Origin of the sequence: Fischerella muscicola PCC 7414, assembly GCF_000317205.1 — a bacterium.
Classification (GTDB): domain Bacteria; phylum Cyanobacteriota; class Cyanobacteriia; order Cyanobacteriales; family Nostocaceae; genus Fischerella; species Fischerella muscicola.
In genome coordinates this window covers 16,224-32,924 of record NZ_AJLK01000180.1, presented here as the reverse complement: position 1 = coordinate 32,924, position 16,701 = coordinate 16,224, and the positions used below count along the sequence as shown (strand labels likewise).

Sequence of the window (16,701 nt, the reverse complement as noted above, 5' to 3'; positions counted from 1 at the left end):
TCCCTTGTCTCCCCATCTCCCAACCTCCCCACCTCCCAACCTCCCCATCTCCCCACCTCCCCAATCCCCAATCACCTCACTCGACAGAATTTCCGTTGTTGGTCATGTTCTGGATCTTGCCAGGAATAAGCAAAATGGCTTACCCCTGTGATTTGGGAAGCGAATGGTCTCATTGCTTGCATTTGGGCGTCTAGTGATGGACGACCGTTAACATTCTTACCCCATTGACCAGCGATCGCAGGAATCACTTTAGTACCTGGTTTAGCCATGCTTAAAACTCGTTGTACTTGTGCTGCAATACAAGTGACATTGCCACAGTTAGCATAGGACATCGGATGCCACTCTAGGGAACTGGGAAACCTATCCCAAGGCTGTAAGCGGGAATCATAACCCTGTCCAACAGTTTGGTTGCCATCAGGAAAAAATACTACCCCTGCGGGGATACCAAGCTTTTGGGCTGGATAAGCAGCTAGATTAACAAAATCCAGAATACCCTGCATGGCATGGGCAACAGAGAGCTGCCATAATTCTGATTGGAGGATTGGTTGTCTTTGTGCGGGAGGGATTACCGCAGCGACAGCTTTTTGTCCTATTGGTGATGGTGGTTCTGCTGGTGGCGGTGGTGTACGGCCTTGCCACATTGGTTCTCCTTCTTGGGGGTAAAGTTTATCAATTTCACTGATATCTCCCGCTGTCACGTATCCTTTACTTAAAAAGCGGCGAATTAATTCTAAGCCTTTATTATTTTGCGCCCGTTGAAATAACGCTTGTTGGGTAGCTTGACTATATAGCCACAAATCTGTAACTTTAGTGGCTATAGAATCAGCCCCTGCTTGTCGTGGATAGCGCACATAATCAAACAGTATGCCATCAGGACGACGGCGTAAAATTTCCTGTACCATCTGGTAATAGTCACGCTTTGCTTGTAAGTTGTAGGGGTCAATAAATACTTGAGAACCATCATCAACAACATACAAGCTCGTTTGACCCTTGCCATTGCGAGCGATCGCTCCTTCTCTATCACGACGCTGGGCATATGTATAGCCAAAATTAGTCGTAAACATCCAGGAGTAGACTTTTAAACCCCGTTCTTGTCCTTTTTGAATTGCTCTCAACAGTAAATCAGCATTTTCTGCTCCTGGTGTGCGAACTACAGAAGGCCATACTGTAGAATTACTTGCTGCTGGTAATAATACCTGTCCATCGTAAAATGCTTCCAAATAAACTTGGTTATAGCCCCGATTGACAATTCGATCCATGATTCTGTCGATTTCGCCCGGCTGAATGTCGCAGGGATACAAACGCAACCAGATTGCTTGCACTTGTGGCCAGTTGCGAGTTCGGCATTCTTGTACAGTTTGTTTATGTTGGCGCACAAGTTCCTGGTATTGGTTTTGCGCTTGTTGATCACCTTGCAGGGCTGACAAACGTAATTTTTCTTTTGCTTGCGCTTGTTCTGCTGATATTTGGCAATATTGGTTGACTTCCTGTGCTTGTGCAGGCTGATTCTCAAAATATGGTATCAGCATACTACTGCTGAAAATTGCAGCGAAAAGACGCCGCCAAAAGAATATTGGTTTTGCAACATTCAGGGGACGGTTAAACATACTTAGCAATAAAATGACAAAAGAATCATTTGTCCCAAATTCAGATGAGTTGGGAAAAAGTGTATAAAATTCCAGGCTTAGTTCTGAGGCTTTGCAGCCTGGTTTTGAGTGACTCTCAAAACCTCATTTCTGTTGCCGCATTTTTGATTTAGTTGAGTGATAAAAAACTATCACATTACGTCCTGATATGCTGCTGGTAGCTTGATTATACTAATACAGTGGTATCCCACAGATGAACAAGAATTCCGAGTAAAAAGTCTCCAAAATCCAAAATTGTTTGACTCTAGAACGGCAGCAGCCATCTTCGGAAGCCTCTGGTGGTTTACAATTAGAGGAATCCGTTAGGACGCTGCCTTCTGTTAAATCTTGACTTTTAACTCTGCCTCAGCAGACAACTATGCGCCACGCTGTAGTGACATCTCGACCTGCTTAAACTCCATTTCTAGACGATCCTTGAGCTTTTTCGGTACAGGACGATTGGGATAAGAACTGTAGTGTCCAGCAAGGGAATTGAGGGCAGTTCGCATGGTTGTAAAAGAACCCAAACCTGTTACAGAATTATCCCGTTGATAACGAGCTGCAAAAGTATTTATTTGTTGACGCGCTTGTGCTTGCGCAGTTGCTTTTTCTGGTGAATCGTCTGGTAACTCTAGGGTATGTCTTAAAGTATTGAGTACAGTCAATGTGTCCTGGCGATAATCACCAGACAAACCATCTGGACTACCGGAACAACCCATTAGACCAATAGCTACAACTAAGACCAGAGCAAGCAGACGTGACCAATAGCGCTTCATAATCATTGATGTGAAACTATACGTAAATCAACGTCCATCCTATCCTGGATTGGTATCATGGGGATCATTCTGGAGGTGGGGAGATGGGGAACTCACCGGCCCCCACTCCCCCAAGGGAGTGGGGATTAGGGGCAATGGGGAGATGGGGGGACAAGGGAGACAGGGGAGACAAGGGTGACAAGGTAAGGAAAGGGAGATGGGGAGTGTGAGGAGTAGAATAATAACCACTAACCACTGACAACTAACAACCAACAACCACCAACCACCAACCACCAACAACTAACCACTAACTTTGTGATAAAGAGTATCGCGTTGTTGGTAAGGTCTTCCGAGAGAAGCGATCGCACTTTGCAAGGTTTCAACTTCCATGCATGTACCCCCAATCGCTCCTGCCATTGTGGTTATATGTTCTTCCATTAATGTACCACCAATATCGTTACAGCCCCAATTTAGAGCTTCAATTGCTCCTGGAAGTCCCAATTTGACCCAACTTGGTTGATGGTTTGGAATCCAGTTTCCTAGAAAAATTCTAGCGACGGCGGTAAGTAAAAGTGCGTCTTTTAACACAGGCTGATCGCGACCGACACGGCGGCGTAGGGGTTTGGGTGCTTCTTGCCCAACAAATGGTAGTAAAATAAACTCAGTAATCCTGGCTGGATATTCTTGGTTAATGGTAGTTTTTTGGAGCGATCGCAATTTTTCTAAATGCTGAATTTGTTGTATTGGGTTCTCTATATGTCCCGACAGCATGGTGCTAGTGGTATGTAAACCCAATTTATGAGCTGTACTCACAATTTCTAACCAAGTTGCTGTGTTAATCTTTTCAGGACAAAGTATGCGCCGTACTTCATCATCTAATACTTCAGCTGCTGTTCCTGGCATTGAATCTACACCAGCATCTCGTAAAGCAGCGATTACCTCAGCATAACTAAGTCCATCGATTCTAGCGATGAATTGTACTTCTTGGGGAGAAAAAGCGTGTAGGTGCAGATGAGGAAATTCCTGTTTGATAGTTTTTACCAATTTGAGGTAATAAGACAAAGATTTACCGTTAATTTGTGCTGCTGGGTTTAATCCACCTTGCATACAAATTTCCGTTGCACCGCGCTTGACAGCATCTTTTGTTTTTTCCAAAATTGCTGTCCAATCTAACCAATAAGCACCTTCGTCACCTGCATCTCGGCGGAAGGCGCAGAAACTACAGTGCTGTTCACAGATATTAGTAAAGTTGATATTACGATTGATCACGTAGGTAACTGTGTCGCCTGCTTGGCGGTGACGCAGTTTGTCTGCTGTGGCGCGAATGGCAGCAATTGAACTTGCATCAGACTGTTGTAATAATACCAATCCCTGTTCAGGAGATAAGTCGTACCCCATTAAGGCACGATCAAGAATCATTTCTACTGTGCTGTCTATCACCTTATGTGCCGTTTTTCTCAAAGACTGGATTGATTGGAAATTGACTATAACTAATAAAATTCTACTTTCTAATAAAAACAGCCATGCCAGTAGAAAACTATGATGGCGAATGAAAATTTTATCTTTAACTAAATCGCCGTAATACCAATTTTATGTATTGCTGATAAAAAAATACATTAATTTACCGAAAAATACTTAGTTCCTGTCCTCCCAAACATAAATTTCATTGCTAAAAAATTTGGTAAGCATTAATTTTGACTACAAAAACTCAACTGTTTTTTCCAAAGATATTGATAATATTTTGTGTTAACTATATCCTGAGAAAATCTGTATTTTAATAAATTATTAAGACTGAGTTAAAGTCCACAAAACCTTGGCGTGCTTGGCGTCTTGGCGGTTCAATATATTAAGCTTTTTGTCAATTTTTGTGTAAGTCCTGATTATCAATAACTCAAAGCTTAATTTTTTTTAAAATCTGATTAAATATTATATAATAGCTGCTAATCATAATTGTATACATTGACTTGGATTAGAATTTAAATAAATATAAACAATCTTACTTATATAAGAAAGAGTAATATAAACGACATCAGCTCTCTCACCAAATGCTAATGTTGCTTTTTAATAATCTCTCCTTTGCTTAATGAATATAAATCAACCCAATTCATTGTTACCAGTTCCATCAGGAACATTACAGATACCAGAATCACCTTCTCAAGAATTAGTATGGTTTTCGTTGATTGTTCCGACTTACAACGAAGCTGCTAATATCGAAAAAATCATCCAAAGATTAACTCAATTGTTGGATGAGCGGATTCCTGGAAACTACGAATTGATAGTAGTAGACGATAATAGTCCTGATGGTACATGGCAGATAGCACAATCTTTGATGCAAAAATACCCGCAATTACAAGTTATGCGGCGTCAGGATGAGAGGGGTCTTTCCTCAGCAGTAATTCGGGGTTGGCAAGTAGCAAAAGGAACTCTTTTAGGGGTGATAGATGGCGACCTACAACATCCACCCCATGTGCTGTTACAACTATTAGATGCAATTGTCAAGGGGGCTGATTTAGCAGTCGCTAGTCGCCATGTAGATGGTGGGGGAGTCTCCAGTTGGAGTTTAATCAGGCGTTTTTTGTCTCGTGGCGCTCAAGTGTTAGGATTGATTATTCTACCTAGCGTCGTTGGTCGAGTTTCAGATCCAATGAGCGGTTATTTTCTAGTGCGTCGCCACAGCATAGCGAATGTCACTCTCAATCCCGTAGGATACAAAATACTGCTGGAGGTGTTGGGGCGTGGTCAAATTAAGCAAATCGCTGAAGTTGGTTACGTCTTCTGTGAACGCAAACAGGGTGAGAGTAAAGTTACTTGGAAGCAATATCTAGAATACATTCATCATTTGTTGCGCTTACGGCTTTCCACCGGACACATTGGGAAATTTAGTCAAAACTTCCCAGTCGGTCGATTTGTCCGTTTTGGTTTGGTGGGACTGAGTGGGGTGTTTGTAGATATGGCGGTACTTTACTTACTCAGCGACCCAACTACCTTAGGATTACCCCTAACTCGCAGTAAAATCATCGCTGGTGAAATTGCGATTTTTAATAATTTCTTGTGGAATGATGCTTGGACTTTTGCTGATGTGGCGATGCAACAGAACTCGTGGCGTCAGCGCTGCAAGCGGTTTTTGAAATTCAACATTATTTGTTTGGCGGGGTTGGTGTTGAATGTGTTGGTGTTAAATTTGGTGTTTAATTTCCTGATTCGCAACCGCTATGTGGCTAACTTGATTGCGATCGCTATTGCTACGGTTTGGAATTTTTGGGTAAACCTCAAACTCAGTTGGCGTGTTACCCAAGTTAAATAGTTGTTTTGGGAATTGAAGCAACTCAGTGTGTATGACCATGTAGTATGTACTTGGTCATGTATGTATGCTTGCAGGTTATCAAGAGGATCTTGCTTACATTCACGATGTGGGTTTTGGTGCTTTCTCAAGTGAATCTGCACCAGGCTTATTGGAAATATTGCATCAAAAAGGTATAAATAAGGGTCTAGTAGTTGATTTAGGGTGTGGCAGTGGTATCTGGGCAAAAGCACTCACCCAAGCTGGTTATGACGTTTTAGGCATAGATATTTCTGATGCATTTATAGATTTAGCCAGAAAAAAAGCACCAAAGGCTAATTTCCAAAAAGCATCTTTTCTGAGAGTCACGCTGCCAAAATGTGATGCTGTAACCTCAATTGGAGAATGCTTAAATTATCAATTTGATCAGCATAGTTTAGGAGAAATCCAAAAGCTATTTGCTCACATCTACGAAAGCTTAAAACCAGGTGGCGTATTTATTTTGGATATTGCTGAGCTGGGATATGTTAGTGGTATGAATCCACAAAAAACCTATTCTCAAGGACAAGATTGGGCAATCCTGCTAGAAAAAGAAGAAGATCAAAAAACTCATCAGTTAACTCGTAAAATGACCATCTTCCGCAAGATAGGAAATCTTTATCGCAGAAGTGAAGAACTACATCGTGTTCAACTATACAAGGGTTCTGAAATTTTACAACAATTGCAAAGAGTTGGCTTTCAAGTCAGAGTTATTCATGGATATGGAGAATTCAAATTCAGTCAAGCCCAAGTCGGATTTATCGCAACGAAAGCATAAATTCAGTCTAGGTGATGTTGAATTTAGTAGGATGTTCAGTTGAACTTTAATTTAAAATTTTACGTCTGATACTTAAATTCAATATTAATGTGATGGCGGCTCCAGCATATCCCCGTTGGTTTCACCCCTGTTTGCTCTTGGTTTGGCTGTTGATCGGTATGGGTTTACGCTTAACCAATTTGACGGCAAAACCTCCTTGGACAGATGAATTTTCTACTTTAGTATTTAGTCTGGGAAATAGTTTTTTGCCAGTACCGTTAAATCAACCGATCGCAATCGATGTTTTATTACAACCACTGCAACCCCAAAGCGGTGCAACGATTCAAGATGTCTTAACGCATTTATTCAGTGAAAGCAATCATCCACCTTTGTACTTTGTGCTAACTCACCTGTGGCTGAAGTTGTTTCCCACACAAGCAGGTCTAGTTTCACTGTGGGGGGCGCGATCGCTTGCTGCTATTTTTGGAGCAATATCTATTCCTGCGATTTATGGTTTAAGCTGGCTGGCTTTTCGTTCCCGTCTGGTGAGCCATTTAGCTGCTGCGATCATGGCAATTTCACCCTACGGCATCTTTTTGGCTCAAGAAGCCCGTCACTATACTTTAGCTATTTTGTGGGTCATTGCTTCTCTGGCTTGCCTAGTAGTTGTCACACGCCACATTCAAAAACGCACTCAGTTACCCATTTGGCTAGTTTTGGCTTGGATTGGAATTAATGCTTTGGGTGTTGCAACTCATTATTTTTTTGCGCTTACCCTGGTTACTGAAGCCGTTGTGCTAATTTTTCTTGCTTGGCAACAGTGGAGACCAACAGACAGATCGCCACACAGACAGGTCGCCAAAGAAGATTACATAAAGAATTCCCCCCCACCTCCCCATCACCCCACCTCCCTCTTCTCCCCTCCTTGGAGACGCATCTATGCTGTTGCTATTGGCACTTTTGTAGCAGGTATAGTTTGGATACCAGCATTTTTACATAATGCTTACGGTGACAAATTAACAGGTTGGATTCAGGGCGATCGCATTGGCATTGCTTGGATTAGTCCGATTTTTCAAGCTATGGCAGCATGGATTACGATGATTTCTTTGCTACCAGTGGAATCACCAGAAATTCCAGTAGTAATTGCTTCTGGATTAGTAATGATTATCTTCTTTATTTGGGCAATACCAATTTTGTTTAATGGCTTTAAAACTCAGCTAGAAAAACCACAAAGCCGGATGATTACCCAAGTGTTTGCTGGTGTAGTTGTGGCAGCGATCGCTTTGTTCTTTTGCTTCACTTATTTTCTTGGTATTGATCTGACTAGAGGCGCTCGTTATAACTTTGTATACTTTCCTGCGGTAGTGGTATTAGTCGGGGCAAGTCTGGCAATTAGTTGGAATACTCTCCAAAGGAAAATAGCCAGGTGGGGGGTAACGGGAAAAATGTCTGTGATCATTATTTGGGTAATGGGTTTTCTCAGTGCTATTACAGTTGTTTGTAATTTAGGTTATCAAAAATATTACCGCCCAGACTTGTTTGTAGAACTGATTCAAAATACATCTAAAGTACCAGTACTGATCGCTACAACTCAAAAAACTCATGTACAAATTGGCGAAATGATGGGAGTCGCCAGAGAATTCAAGTTTCGCAATTCTTTTTCCCTGTCTGCACAATTCCTTTTAGCCCATAAAGACAAAAAGACTAATGCTTCTAATACTCTCCAAAATGTTTTAAAAACACTACCTCGTCCCCTTGACTTATGGTTAGTAAACTTTCATGCTGCTGAACCAGAAGCAATCAAAAATTGTGTTTCCGATACCCAAACCCTACCAGCAGTAAACGGTTACAAATATAAGATTTATCACTGTAATTCATAATTCATGCCTAACGTGAATTAAAATTACGGTAAAAACCCTGTTTTTGAAGTCGAACACTCATGGAACACTCATGCAACACAGATAGATTATCAGTGTGCATCTGTGTTCCATGAGTGTACACTACGGGAAGCCGCTTGCGTGTCTACGTTAATCAAAATCAACTGGGTAATTACCAAAAAACCTGATGTTGCTTCTTCTATTCACATCAGACATAATTCATAATTCCTTCGGTACACCCACCGAAGACAAACCAGCGATCGCTCGTAAGTTTTGGCAACGAATTAATTCATCAAAAGTTAAGGCGCTGCGTCCTTCTATTTTGGCCACAGTCTCAATGGCAGATAATAAATGTTGTGCTGCTTCAACTTCTGAGTAACCACGACGTTGGGCTATGTTGATAGCAGCTTCATCAGCGTTTAACTCGGACTGTTGAGAACCGTTGATAGCTGTAATCCGATATATAGCCAAAGTAGTCAGTCCACCAGCAACAACAACACCCACTGGATCTGTTTGCAAGAATTCTACCAATGCGCCTAACATTCCAGCTACGGCTATACCTTGATAAATATCTGGTTTAAACCACCTTACCCCTGTTAACCAACAAACTGTCCGTAATATTGTTAAATCCCGTTGCTGTTTCGGCAACCGACGCCACAAATCGAAATTAATATATATTGGTCGTTCCTGGTTCCAAGGCAAAGGAAAGGAAACATCAATTACTTTTGCCTGTTCGGGTTTACTCAGAATTTTGGTCATTATACGACCAGAAGCAGGCATAATATCAAACAAACGACGAATTTCGGCGGTTGGCTCCATAAGACAAGGGATCAGGGGTCGGGAATTAGTGACTGGGAAAGAGGAATTTCCATCTTTGGTGAAAACAAACCACATGCGGGTTTACTAAGCCGTGAACTACCATCAGCTTGTATGATTTTTTTGATGTATGCTTACGATATTTACATACCTAGTTTATTAAAAGTTCTGATTATCTTGACTCTTGACCAATGATCAATAACAGATGACCATAGATGCTTTTGCTCCCATCCCACCTGAATGGACTAATAAAGCAATTCACGCTCGTGAGTTTTGCTGTCCGACATGCCACTCTAGCAGTCTCGAAGCTACACAAGTGTGGATTAATCGCCGTTCGCCCGTAATTACAGAAGAATACCGTCGCAAGTGGCAAGAATTTTACCACTGTCACTGTGGTTGTGTTTGGTGGGCTTGGAGTAGCGATCGCCCACCATCCAATTTTACTAATCAATAGTCTTTGGTTAATTGTCATTAAAAAACCCCGCACTCTGGCGGGGATAAATTTTTTTAGTGTTAATAACAGTTGATTGTTATTTAGTTAGTTGACACAACCAACAAACAACAACCAACTAACAACTCATTAGAAAGTGAAGGTGGTACGAAGGGTACCAACGTATACAGTGTCGTTATTGTCGTTATGCTCAGGGTTGAAGATGGCTAGGAAACCAGGAGTAATAGAGATGTTGTCGGTAAGCTGGTATCTGTAGAGTGCTTCTAGGTGATAAGAAGTGTCATCATCTTCACGTGCTTCAATATCATTATCGGTAACTTTAGGTGGTTGACCAAACTGAAAACCGAGTAAGCTACCCTCTGAGCCAAAGTCTTTAAAAGCTACGTTAGCCATCCAATAGAAAGCATCTGCATTATCACCTTCATTTGGGCCATTCTTAGCTTCCGCGTTGCTGAAGCCTACCCAACCGCCAACAGTAAGCTTAGAACTTGGCTTGAAGTTAACTTGAGCGCCGTAATGGTTAGCAGCAGTAGCAACGCCAGCACCAAATGGTTGGCTAGCATTTGCGCTACCTGTAGATTCAAACAAGTTAACGCCACCAACATTATTTTGGTAACTACGAACGTAAGTCAGACCTATATTGAATGCTTGAGTTGGCTGGAAACCAATCTGAGCAAGTGCAGCAAAGTTGCCATCAAATAGACCTGCTCCATCTATTGGGTTATTAGCGAAGTTATTACGACCGCCAGCTAGATAACCTATAGCTGCATTGAAAGCTGAACCCTGAGGTTGGTAGCTAACAGTTATACCTGCACCACCAGAACCTTGGCGATAGATGGGGCTGAAGCGACCATAGCGGGAAATAGCACCTCTTCCTGAACTAGCAAATTCAGAGAAGTTAGGAATGTTTTCCCAAAATTCACCATTGTTAGCATCTACCTTGACACGAATCGCATCACTGAGGTTGAAAGCGTAGTTAATTTTATCGATGAAAACGTCGTTGCCAGTATCGTTGTCAAAAGCAAGACGGGCCATGTTGGTACCGGTTGCTCCGCTGAGGTTAGGCACATTGCCGGCCTGTAAACGGATTTGTAACTGGTCTGTACCTACAAAACTGCTATTCAAGCTCAAACGAACCCGGTCTGAGAAAGTAACATTTTCATCTACATCATCCCCAGTACCATTAGCTTTTTCATCCCCAAAAGCTGCCGCCGCATTGAAAATTGCTTCCCCAACTAACTTGGTTGTTGTAGAAAATTGATTGGCTTCCAACTCAGCAGTGCGAGCTTCCAAAGCATCCACACGACCACGCAAAGTCGCTAGTTCCGCAGAAAATTCTTCTTGCAAACGCTGTAGGGTAGCCAAATCTTCTTTAGTTACCAATTCAGCTGTTGCTGTGGCAATTAGTTCATTAACCCGATCTAAACAAGCATTCAAACCTGCGGCGAATTCATAGCGGGTCATAGGGCGGTTACCGCGATAAGTACCATTGGGGTAACCTGCAATACAACCATATCGCTCAACTAGAGACTGTAAAGCTTGGAATGCCCAGTCTGTAGGCTGCACGTCAGAAAACTGAGAAACAGATGTAACTTGGCCCATGCTGTCAGTGGATCCTTGGGACAACTGAGCTACAGAAGTTACGTCTTGATTAATTTCCTGCTTTACTTCTGCTGCGAAAGCATTGTTTGCTGCAAATAATGTGGCAGCAAAAACAAGCGGACTTAACTTCAGGGCGTTCCACAATGGTTTTGTCATTTTGTTTTAGTCTCACTCACACCTACTGGGTTAATCATGGTATATTTCTTCAAAGCGTTTTTTCACTTGAATTATCACCATAATTTTCAGTAACAATTGTACCAAAAGAGGCGGTGATTAACGCAAGTACTCACCACCTTTTTTAATTGTTATTTAATTACTTTATTTGATAAACATAAAATAATTCTGCGTTTGTGGCGTAACAAGTTACCTTCGTCCTCGAATTGCTGGAGAAGACGCGTTACTGTTACTCTTGTTGTATTTAAGACTTCTGCCATCTCTTGATGAGTAACACTGAGTTCAATCAACTTGCCTTGTTCGACATCCCGACCAAATTTTTCACTTAGCCAAACCAAAAATTGCCACAAACGTAGAGAGATTGGTTTTCTATGGACAATACTTAACAGTTCCTCCGCTTGTTGAATATGAGTCATAAGAGCATTGACATCTTGATTCCAATGATGTGGTGGTACTACACTCACTTCTACATTGGTTAAGCATTCTATTTGATAAGGCTTAACTCTAGAAAGAGGATAACCAATTAAATCTCCGGGTCCCCAATATCCTAGAGTGATGAATGTTCCATCTTCGCTCCAAGTTAAGGTACGCACTGCCCCACGTTCGATTCGCCATAATACGTCGTTACGTGGTGGAATAACTTCTCTACGAGTAAAGATACGTTGAGGGAAATTGGGTGATAAGCTAGTCTTATGTGATGCAATTGAGTTTTGTGTGTGACTGCTGGAATAAATCATTGGTGTTGTTGGGTTAGGATTTTAATCAACTCAAAGGAGCGAAATAGATAGCAAATTTAATTGCGGTATCATAAGTTACTTGCCAAAGTTGTGAACTTATGGCTAAAGTCTTCTAGAGAAAACCTAAGTGAGTTCAACCAAAAGATAGATGGCTGGTGTCGAAAAATTTTGTATATTGGGAAATACTTGTTTGACTTAAGGAACAATACAAAATACCAGACGAGTTCTGGAAAATTGCTTTGAAAACTCAGGTTTACACCGATTTAGCTGATTCCCAAGGGGTAAATCTTGCGTTTTGGTGTAAAAAGTATGTCTATACGGCTTTTAATGCATATTCAACATTAATAAAAATTGGTTACTAGGTGGATATTTTACTTTGGTAGCTATTTTTAGGTAGTTTTGATACTTCCAAAGCAAGATATTAAAACAAATTTTACTTGCCAGTATGCAGTAATACTAATCCAAATGTGCAGCTATTTGCTTAATTCTTGGTGAATTATTATTGTAGTCTAGATTAGTTGATAATTATTGTCAACTATGTTTAGGCTTTGGCAACGACAATAACTGCGGGTTTAGGAGGTGCGTCAGCGGTTTTTCCAGGCCAGTTGGAGCCAATAGGAACTTGACGAGTTTGCAAAAATTCTTCACCTGTTGTGGTTATTAATAGGAATTCTCTGCTTTCTAAGGCTTGGTTCTTACGAATATCATTTACTTCTCCAGGATGTTGTATAGAAATAAACATTGCTTTTTCGTCAGTAGTAAAGCAAGGGCCTGTAAGTTCACACTCTACAGGGCCAGTAGCAAATAGAAAAGCCTTACCAGCATCATCTTCCTGAGTATGGATAGTCAATAGCTGGGAATTAGCTTTATTTTTGGGGTATTGAACCTTGTCGCGACTGACAAACTTGTAAATGTGTCCGCCTGTGCGATCGCATCCCGAATAAAATGCCAATGGTTTGCCTGCTTCCACGCGCACACCCACAGCTTCATGACGATAGCGTCCCAACCACGTATGTTTTGTGCCATAGTCATTAGGATTGGTGGGATCTATTTCTACAATCCAACCGTATTTATTCCCAGCTAACCCAAAAACATTACCCTGTCCGTACAGTTCCTCATCACCTAAAGCAAAAGGACGTTTGCTGGGGTCTAAAGAAGTACCATCAGAGTATACAGCTTCCGGGACTTGGGCTTGAAAATTTTCTTCTGCACTGAGGACTGTACCCCAAGGAGTTGTGCCACCAGCACAGTTGCCAAAAGTACCAATGATGCGATCGCCTAACTGATCAATATATCCCTGTCCCTGTTGTTTGCGAAATACAGCTACCGCAGGCCCAGTTGCTTTTAAGTATTTGCCATCACTTAAACCGGAGATACCAGAAATTCTTCTATCTGCTGGAGAATTAGTACGTTCCCATTTGCCATCCGCTGTTTTCCGCACGGAAATAACACCAAGTCCTTGATCTAGAAGTGCTTCCTGGCAAATTTCCGTAATTTTAGCTTTGATTGGGTCATTATCCGCTAAAGCAAAAGCATTAATTTCATTCTTCCCGGATGAGTTATTTTGTAGCGCTGCTTTCACTTGTGCCAACGGTAACGGTTTCCCAATGACTTGTTCGTAAGTTTGCATCCAAGGGATGGCACTGATGTATTGAAAGTTAACCGAGAGAAGTCCTTCGTTTTCGCCTGTAGATATCAAAGAAAGATAGTCGTTATTGTAACCAAAGCGAGAATCACCAACTTTATCACCCCAAGTAGCAATAATTTGGTATTGATAGCCATCTGGTAGGACTAAATCATCTACTACTTCGTAGGTGCGATATCGTTCTTTTTGCTGTTCTGGTTTGAAGCTATCGGTCAGTAGGGGTATCGGCCCTTTAATAGGTTGAAATGTAAATTCAGACTTCTGTGATGGTAATTTTACATTGCATCCCCCCAGAGAACTTAGTGCTACTGCACCTGCACTCCCTCCCATTAACAGCAAAAAATCTCTACGTGTGATACTCATCAGTTTGGTTAATTACACATAAGCCACTGTTAGATGGCAAACATTTTAAGTGGTCATTGGTTAATTTAGTAGTCAAAGTTTAAGAACAGGTAAGCTTTTTGTGAAATGTCAGTTAGATCACAATTGATTTCGGTTACTGTTCTGGTTTTGTCTACTTTAGGAGTGAGTGTAATAAAGAAGGCAGGAGGCAGATAAACGCAGATAGACTTCATGGGCAGTTTGAGAAAAACTCTGCGCTCCTTTGCGTTCTCCTCTGCGTTCCTTTGCGTTTAAAAACTCTACAGGCTTGTCACTAACTACCATTGAAAGTCAGGTGATATTTAAATTTTGGTCAATTTTCATTAAGAAATTAGTTGAACATAATAATTTTTTATCTAAACAATTGACTTTTGCTTATTAACTGATGGTAAATTATTAATTGTCAATGTTAAAAAATCTTGGCTATTAGGCGAGATATGAATAAACAAGCAGCAGAGGCAAAGCCTCTTGCCTGTTTTCTACTTTTTGCTTTTCCTAGTGACGCTGACCTGTGACAATATATGCCACTCGTTGACCAATATTCGTTGCGTGGTCTGCCATACGTTCTAAATGGCGTATTACTAATACCAGCAACAAAATAGGCTCAACTACACCTGGTACATCTCTTTGATAAGCTAAAGTCTGATAAAGATGTTCGTAGGCACTATCGACAGCATCATCTAACTGTTTGATACTGCGTCCACCAACTTCATCTAAATCTGCTAATGCTACCAAACTAGTTGCTAGCATTGCCTGAGCGTGATGTGACATCATGGCAATGTCAGGTAACGAAGGGTGGGGCGGGTAAGGAAAAATTTTGACTGCAATCTCAGCTAAATCCTTAGCGTAGTCCCCTATTCGCTCTAGGTCACGCACCAATTGCATAAAAGCACTTAAACAGCGCAAATCTTGAGCGACAGGAGCTTGCATTGTCATAATCGCCGCGCAGTCTGACTCTATTTGCTTGTAGAAGTGATCAATTTGTTTATCTATACGGGGAAGTTCCTCAGCTGCTTTTAAATCACGGGTAAATAACGCTTGGTGGCTGAGGCGAAAGGATTGTTCTACCAAAGCTCCCATGCGTAAGATATCCCGCTCTATGCGCCTGATTTCGCGCGTTATCTGGGTTGTTCCAGAGTTAGGATCATATATAATGGCTTTCACGCTTGCATTCTCAAACATGAAGATATCTTCAAATATAGTCTTGGCTTTAAGAATTTGCCATGACCTCGGGTAGTACAAACTGTATCCATGCACCACCTGTAATGGGGTGATTCATGGCTTTGATGGAACCGCTATGAGCCAGAATTATTTGACGGACGATCGCCAAACCTAAACCACTACCCACTACTGTTGTTGTAGAAAAAGTTTCTACTGTTTTGTCACGAGTGCGTGCTTGATCTCCCCGATAAAATCGTTCAAAAACATGGGGTAAATCTGCCTCGGCAAAACCCACTCCAGAGTCAACAATATTCACTTCAAGATTGGCTGGTGTAGTTGGTTTAGTACTACTATTATTTTCTACATTTAAGATTTTTGTTTCAACAGTAATAGTACCGCCAAAAGGGCTGTACTTGATGCTATTGTCCAACAAATTCAGGAAAACTTGGTAAAGACGGGAAGCATCTGCATTAAGCAAAATATTTTCCGGTCCTTTATAGATAAGCTGGACTTGATAGCGTGCTGCTAGGGGTTCAAGACTTTCCCAGACTTTGCTAATTAGCGATCGCACTTCTGTAGATTGGCGGTTGAGTTTGAGGGTGGGATCGGTTTCCAGTTGGGTGAGTTCTAACCAGCTTTGCACCAAAGAAATCAGTCGGTCAACTTCCTGCATGAGGCGATTAACCCAGCGATCTAAAGGTGCTTCAATGCGGTCTTGCAAAGTTTCTACTACCAACCGAATAGACGTTAATGGCGTTCTCAGTTCGTGGGCTAGGTCGGAGAAAGCGCGGTCACGTGCTTGGTTAATTTCTAGCAGTATTTGGCGATTTTCCAAGAATACGCCAACTTCTCCCTGGGATAAAGGCAAGCTAGTAGCTCGTAATACTACAGGCTTTTGTTCTAACATTGCTGCCGCATTTTCACAAGAGGGGTGAAATACCCATTCTTTGATTTGAGATTGCTGGCGATCGCGAGTTTGTTCAATTAACTGGTCTAGTTCATAAGACCGCACTAACTCTAACAACAACCGTATTTGTCCCGGTTGCCACCTTTGCACATACAACATCTCTCGCGCCTGCTGATTACACCACAGCATCTGATTTTCTTCATCTACCTGCAAGTATCCTACGGGCGCTGACTCTAACAGTGCTTGATAATTATTAATAATTTGTTGCAAATATAACTGCTGCTGTTTCAACTCGGCAATTTCGTGCCGCAAGCGTGGAATCAGCGGTAGTGCAATATCACTAGGTTGTGATTTTAATGAGGGCGGTATTTTTCCGATCAGGCGGCGCAGTTGCACCATTTGGCAAATCCAAACCCCGAGTCCAATTGTCAGACCGAAAAGAAAACTAAATACTAACATCACAAGTTGTTAGTTGCTTTCGCACAGATCATAAC

General features: G+C 41.6%; 14 protein-coding genes. 5 read left to right on the top strand and 9 right to left on the bottom strand.

The features are described 5' to 3' along the window. Window positions 1-71 precede the first annotated feature (71 nt). Complete coding sequence (locus tag UYI_RS0128355) at window positions 72-1,607, bottom strand: family 10 glycosylhydrolase (protein ID WP_016870070.1); 1,536 nt, start codon at window positions 1,605-1,607, stop codon at window positions 72-74. Window positions 1,608-2,002: 395 nt separating this feature from the next. Beyond that, entirely contained in the window at window positions 2,003-2,401 is a 399-nt protein-coding gene (gene psb27 / locus UYI_RS0128350) for a photosystem II protein Psb27 (RefSeq protein WP_016870069.1), read from the bottom strand. Between the two features lie 83 nt (window positions 2,402-2,484). On the opposite strand from psb27, the gene UYI_RS39890 reads away from it, so the two are divergent. After that, on the top strand, window positions 2,485-2,610 hold the full coding sequence (locus UYI_RS39890; protein WP_016870068.1) for a hypothetical protein: 126 nt from the start codon (window positions 2,485-2,487) through the stop codon (window positions 2,608-2,610). A 70-nt stretch (window positions 2,611-2,680) separates the two neighbouring features. On the opposite strand, the gene cofH is transcribed toward UYI_RS39890, so the two are convergent. Further along, on the bottom strand, window positions 2,681-3,820 hold the full coding sequence (gene cofH, locus UYI_RS0128340) for a 7,8-didemethyl-8-hydroxy-5-deazariboflavin synthase subunit CofH (RefSeq protein ID WP_026086229.1): 1,140 nt from the start codon (window positions 3,818-3,820) through the stop codon (window positions 2,681-2,683). A 643-nt stretch (window positions 3,821-4,463) separates the two neighbouring features. Between cofH and UYI_RS0128335 the strand changes: the two genes are divergently transcribed. The 3 genes from UYI_RS0128335 (at window position 4,464) to UYI_RS0128325 (ending at window position 8,336) form a co-directional block, all read left to right on the top strand. Then, window positions 4,464-5,684: a glycosyltransferase gene (locus UYI_RS0128335; RefSeq protein ID WP_016870066.1), complete on the top strand. Its 1,221-nt coding sequence runs from the start codon at window positions 4,464-4,466 to the stop codon at window positions 5,682-5,684. Between the two features lie 64 nt (window positions 5,685-5,748). After that, window positions 5,749-6,477, top strand: a complete 729-nt coding sequence (locus UYI_RS0128330) for a class I SAM-dependent methyltransferase (RefSeq protein WP_016870065.1) — start codon at window positions 5,749-5,751, stop codon at window positions 6,475-6,477. A 92-nt stretch (window positions 6,478-6,569) separates the two neighbouring features. Beyond that, window positions 6,570-8,336, top strand: a complete 1,767-nt coding sequence (locus tag UYI_RS0128325; RefSeq protein WP_016870064.1) for a glycosyltransferase family 39 protein — start codon at window positions 6,570-6,572, stop codon at window positions 8,334-8,336. 216 nt (window positions 8,337-8,552) lie between these two features. Here UYI_RS0128325 and UYI_RS0128320 read toward each other — a convergent pair whose 3' ends face one another. Further along, entirely contained in the window at window positions 8,553-9,152 is a 600-nt protein-coding gene (locus UYI_RS0128320; protein ID WP_026086228.1) for a DUF3318 domain-containing protein, read from the bottom strand. 202 nt (window positions 9,153-9,354) lie between these two features. On the opposite strand from UYI_RS0128320, the gene UYI_RS0128315 reads away from it, so the two are divergent. Beyond that, entirely contained in the window at window positions 9,355-9,603 is a 249-nt protein-coding gene (locus tag UYI_RS0128315) for a hypothetical protein (RefSeq protein ID WP_016870062.1), read from the top strand. A gap of 126 nt (window positions 9,604-9,729) precedes the next feature. Here the strand turns inward: UYI_RS0128315 and UYI_RS0128310 are convergent, their stop codons facing one another. From UYI_RS0128310 to UYI_RS0128290, 5 genes are all read right to left on the bottom strand, one after another. Continuing rightward, window positions 9,730-11,358, bottom strand: a complete 1,629-nt coding sequence (locus UYI_RS0128310; RefSeq protein ID WP_016870061.1) for an iron uptake porin — start codon at window positions 11,356-11,358, stop codon at window positions 9,730-9,732. A 149-nt stretch (window positions 11,359-11,507) separates the two neighbouring features. Beyond that, on the bottom strand, window positions 11,508-12,113 hold the full coding sequence (locus UYI_RS0128305; RefSeq protein ID WP_016870060.1) for a Crp/Fnr family transcriptional regulator: 606 nt from the start codon (window positions 12,111-12,113) through the stop codon (window positions 11,508-11,510). 541 nt (window positions 12,114-12,654) lie between these two features. After that, window positions 12,655-14,121, bottom strand: coding sequence for a PhoX family protein (locus UYI_RS0128300; RefSeq protein ID WP_016870059.1), 1,467 nt, complete (start codon window positions 14,119-14,121; stop codon window positions 12,655-12,657). Window positions 14,122-14,634: 513 nt separating this feature from the next. Then, window positions 14,635-15,321 carry a phosphate signaling complex protein PhoU gene (gene phoU, locus UYI_RS0128295; RefSeq protein WP_016870058.1) on the bottom strand — a complete coding sequence of 229 codons (687 nt, stop codon included), beginning with the start codon at window positions 15,319-15,321 and terminating at the stop codon, window positions 14,635-14,637. Window positions 15,322-15,349: 28 nt separating this feature from the next. Further along, the gene (locus UYI_RS0128290; RefSeq protein ID WP_016870057.1) at window positions 15,350-16,666 is read right to left on the bottom strand and encodes a sensor histidine kinase; all 1,317 of its coding nucleotides are present in this window, start codon (window positions 16,664-16,666) and stop codon (window positions 15,350-15,352) included. Between the last annotated feature and the right edge of the window lie 35 nt (window positions 16,667-16,701).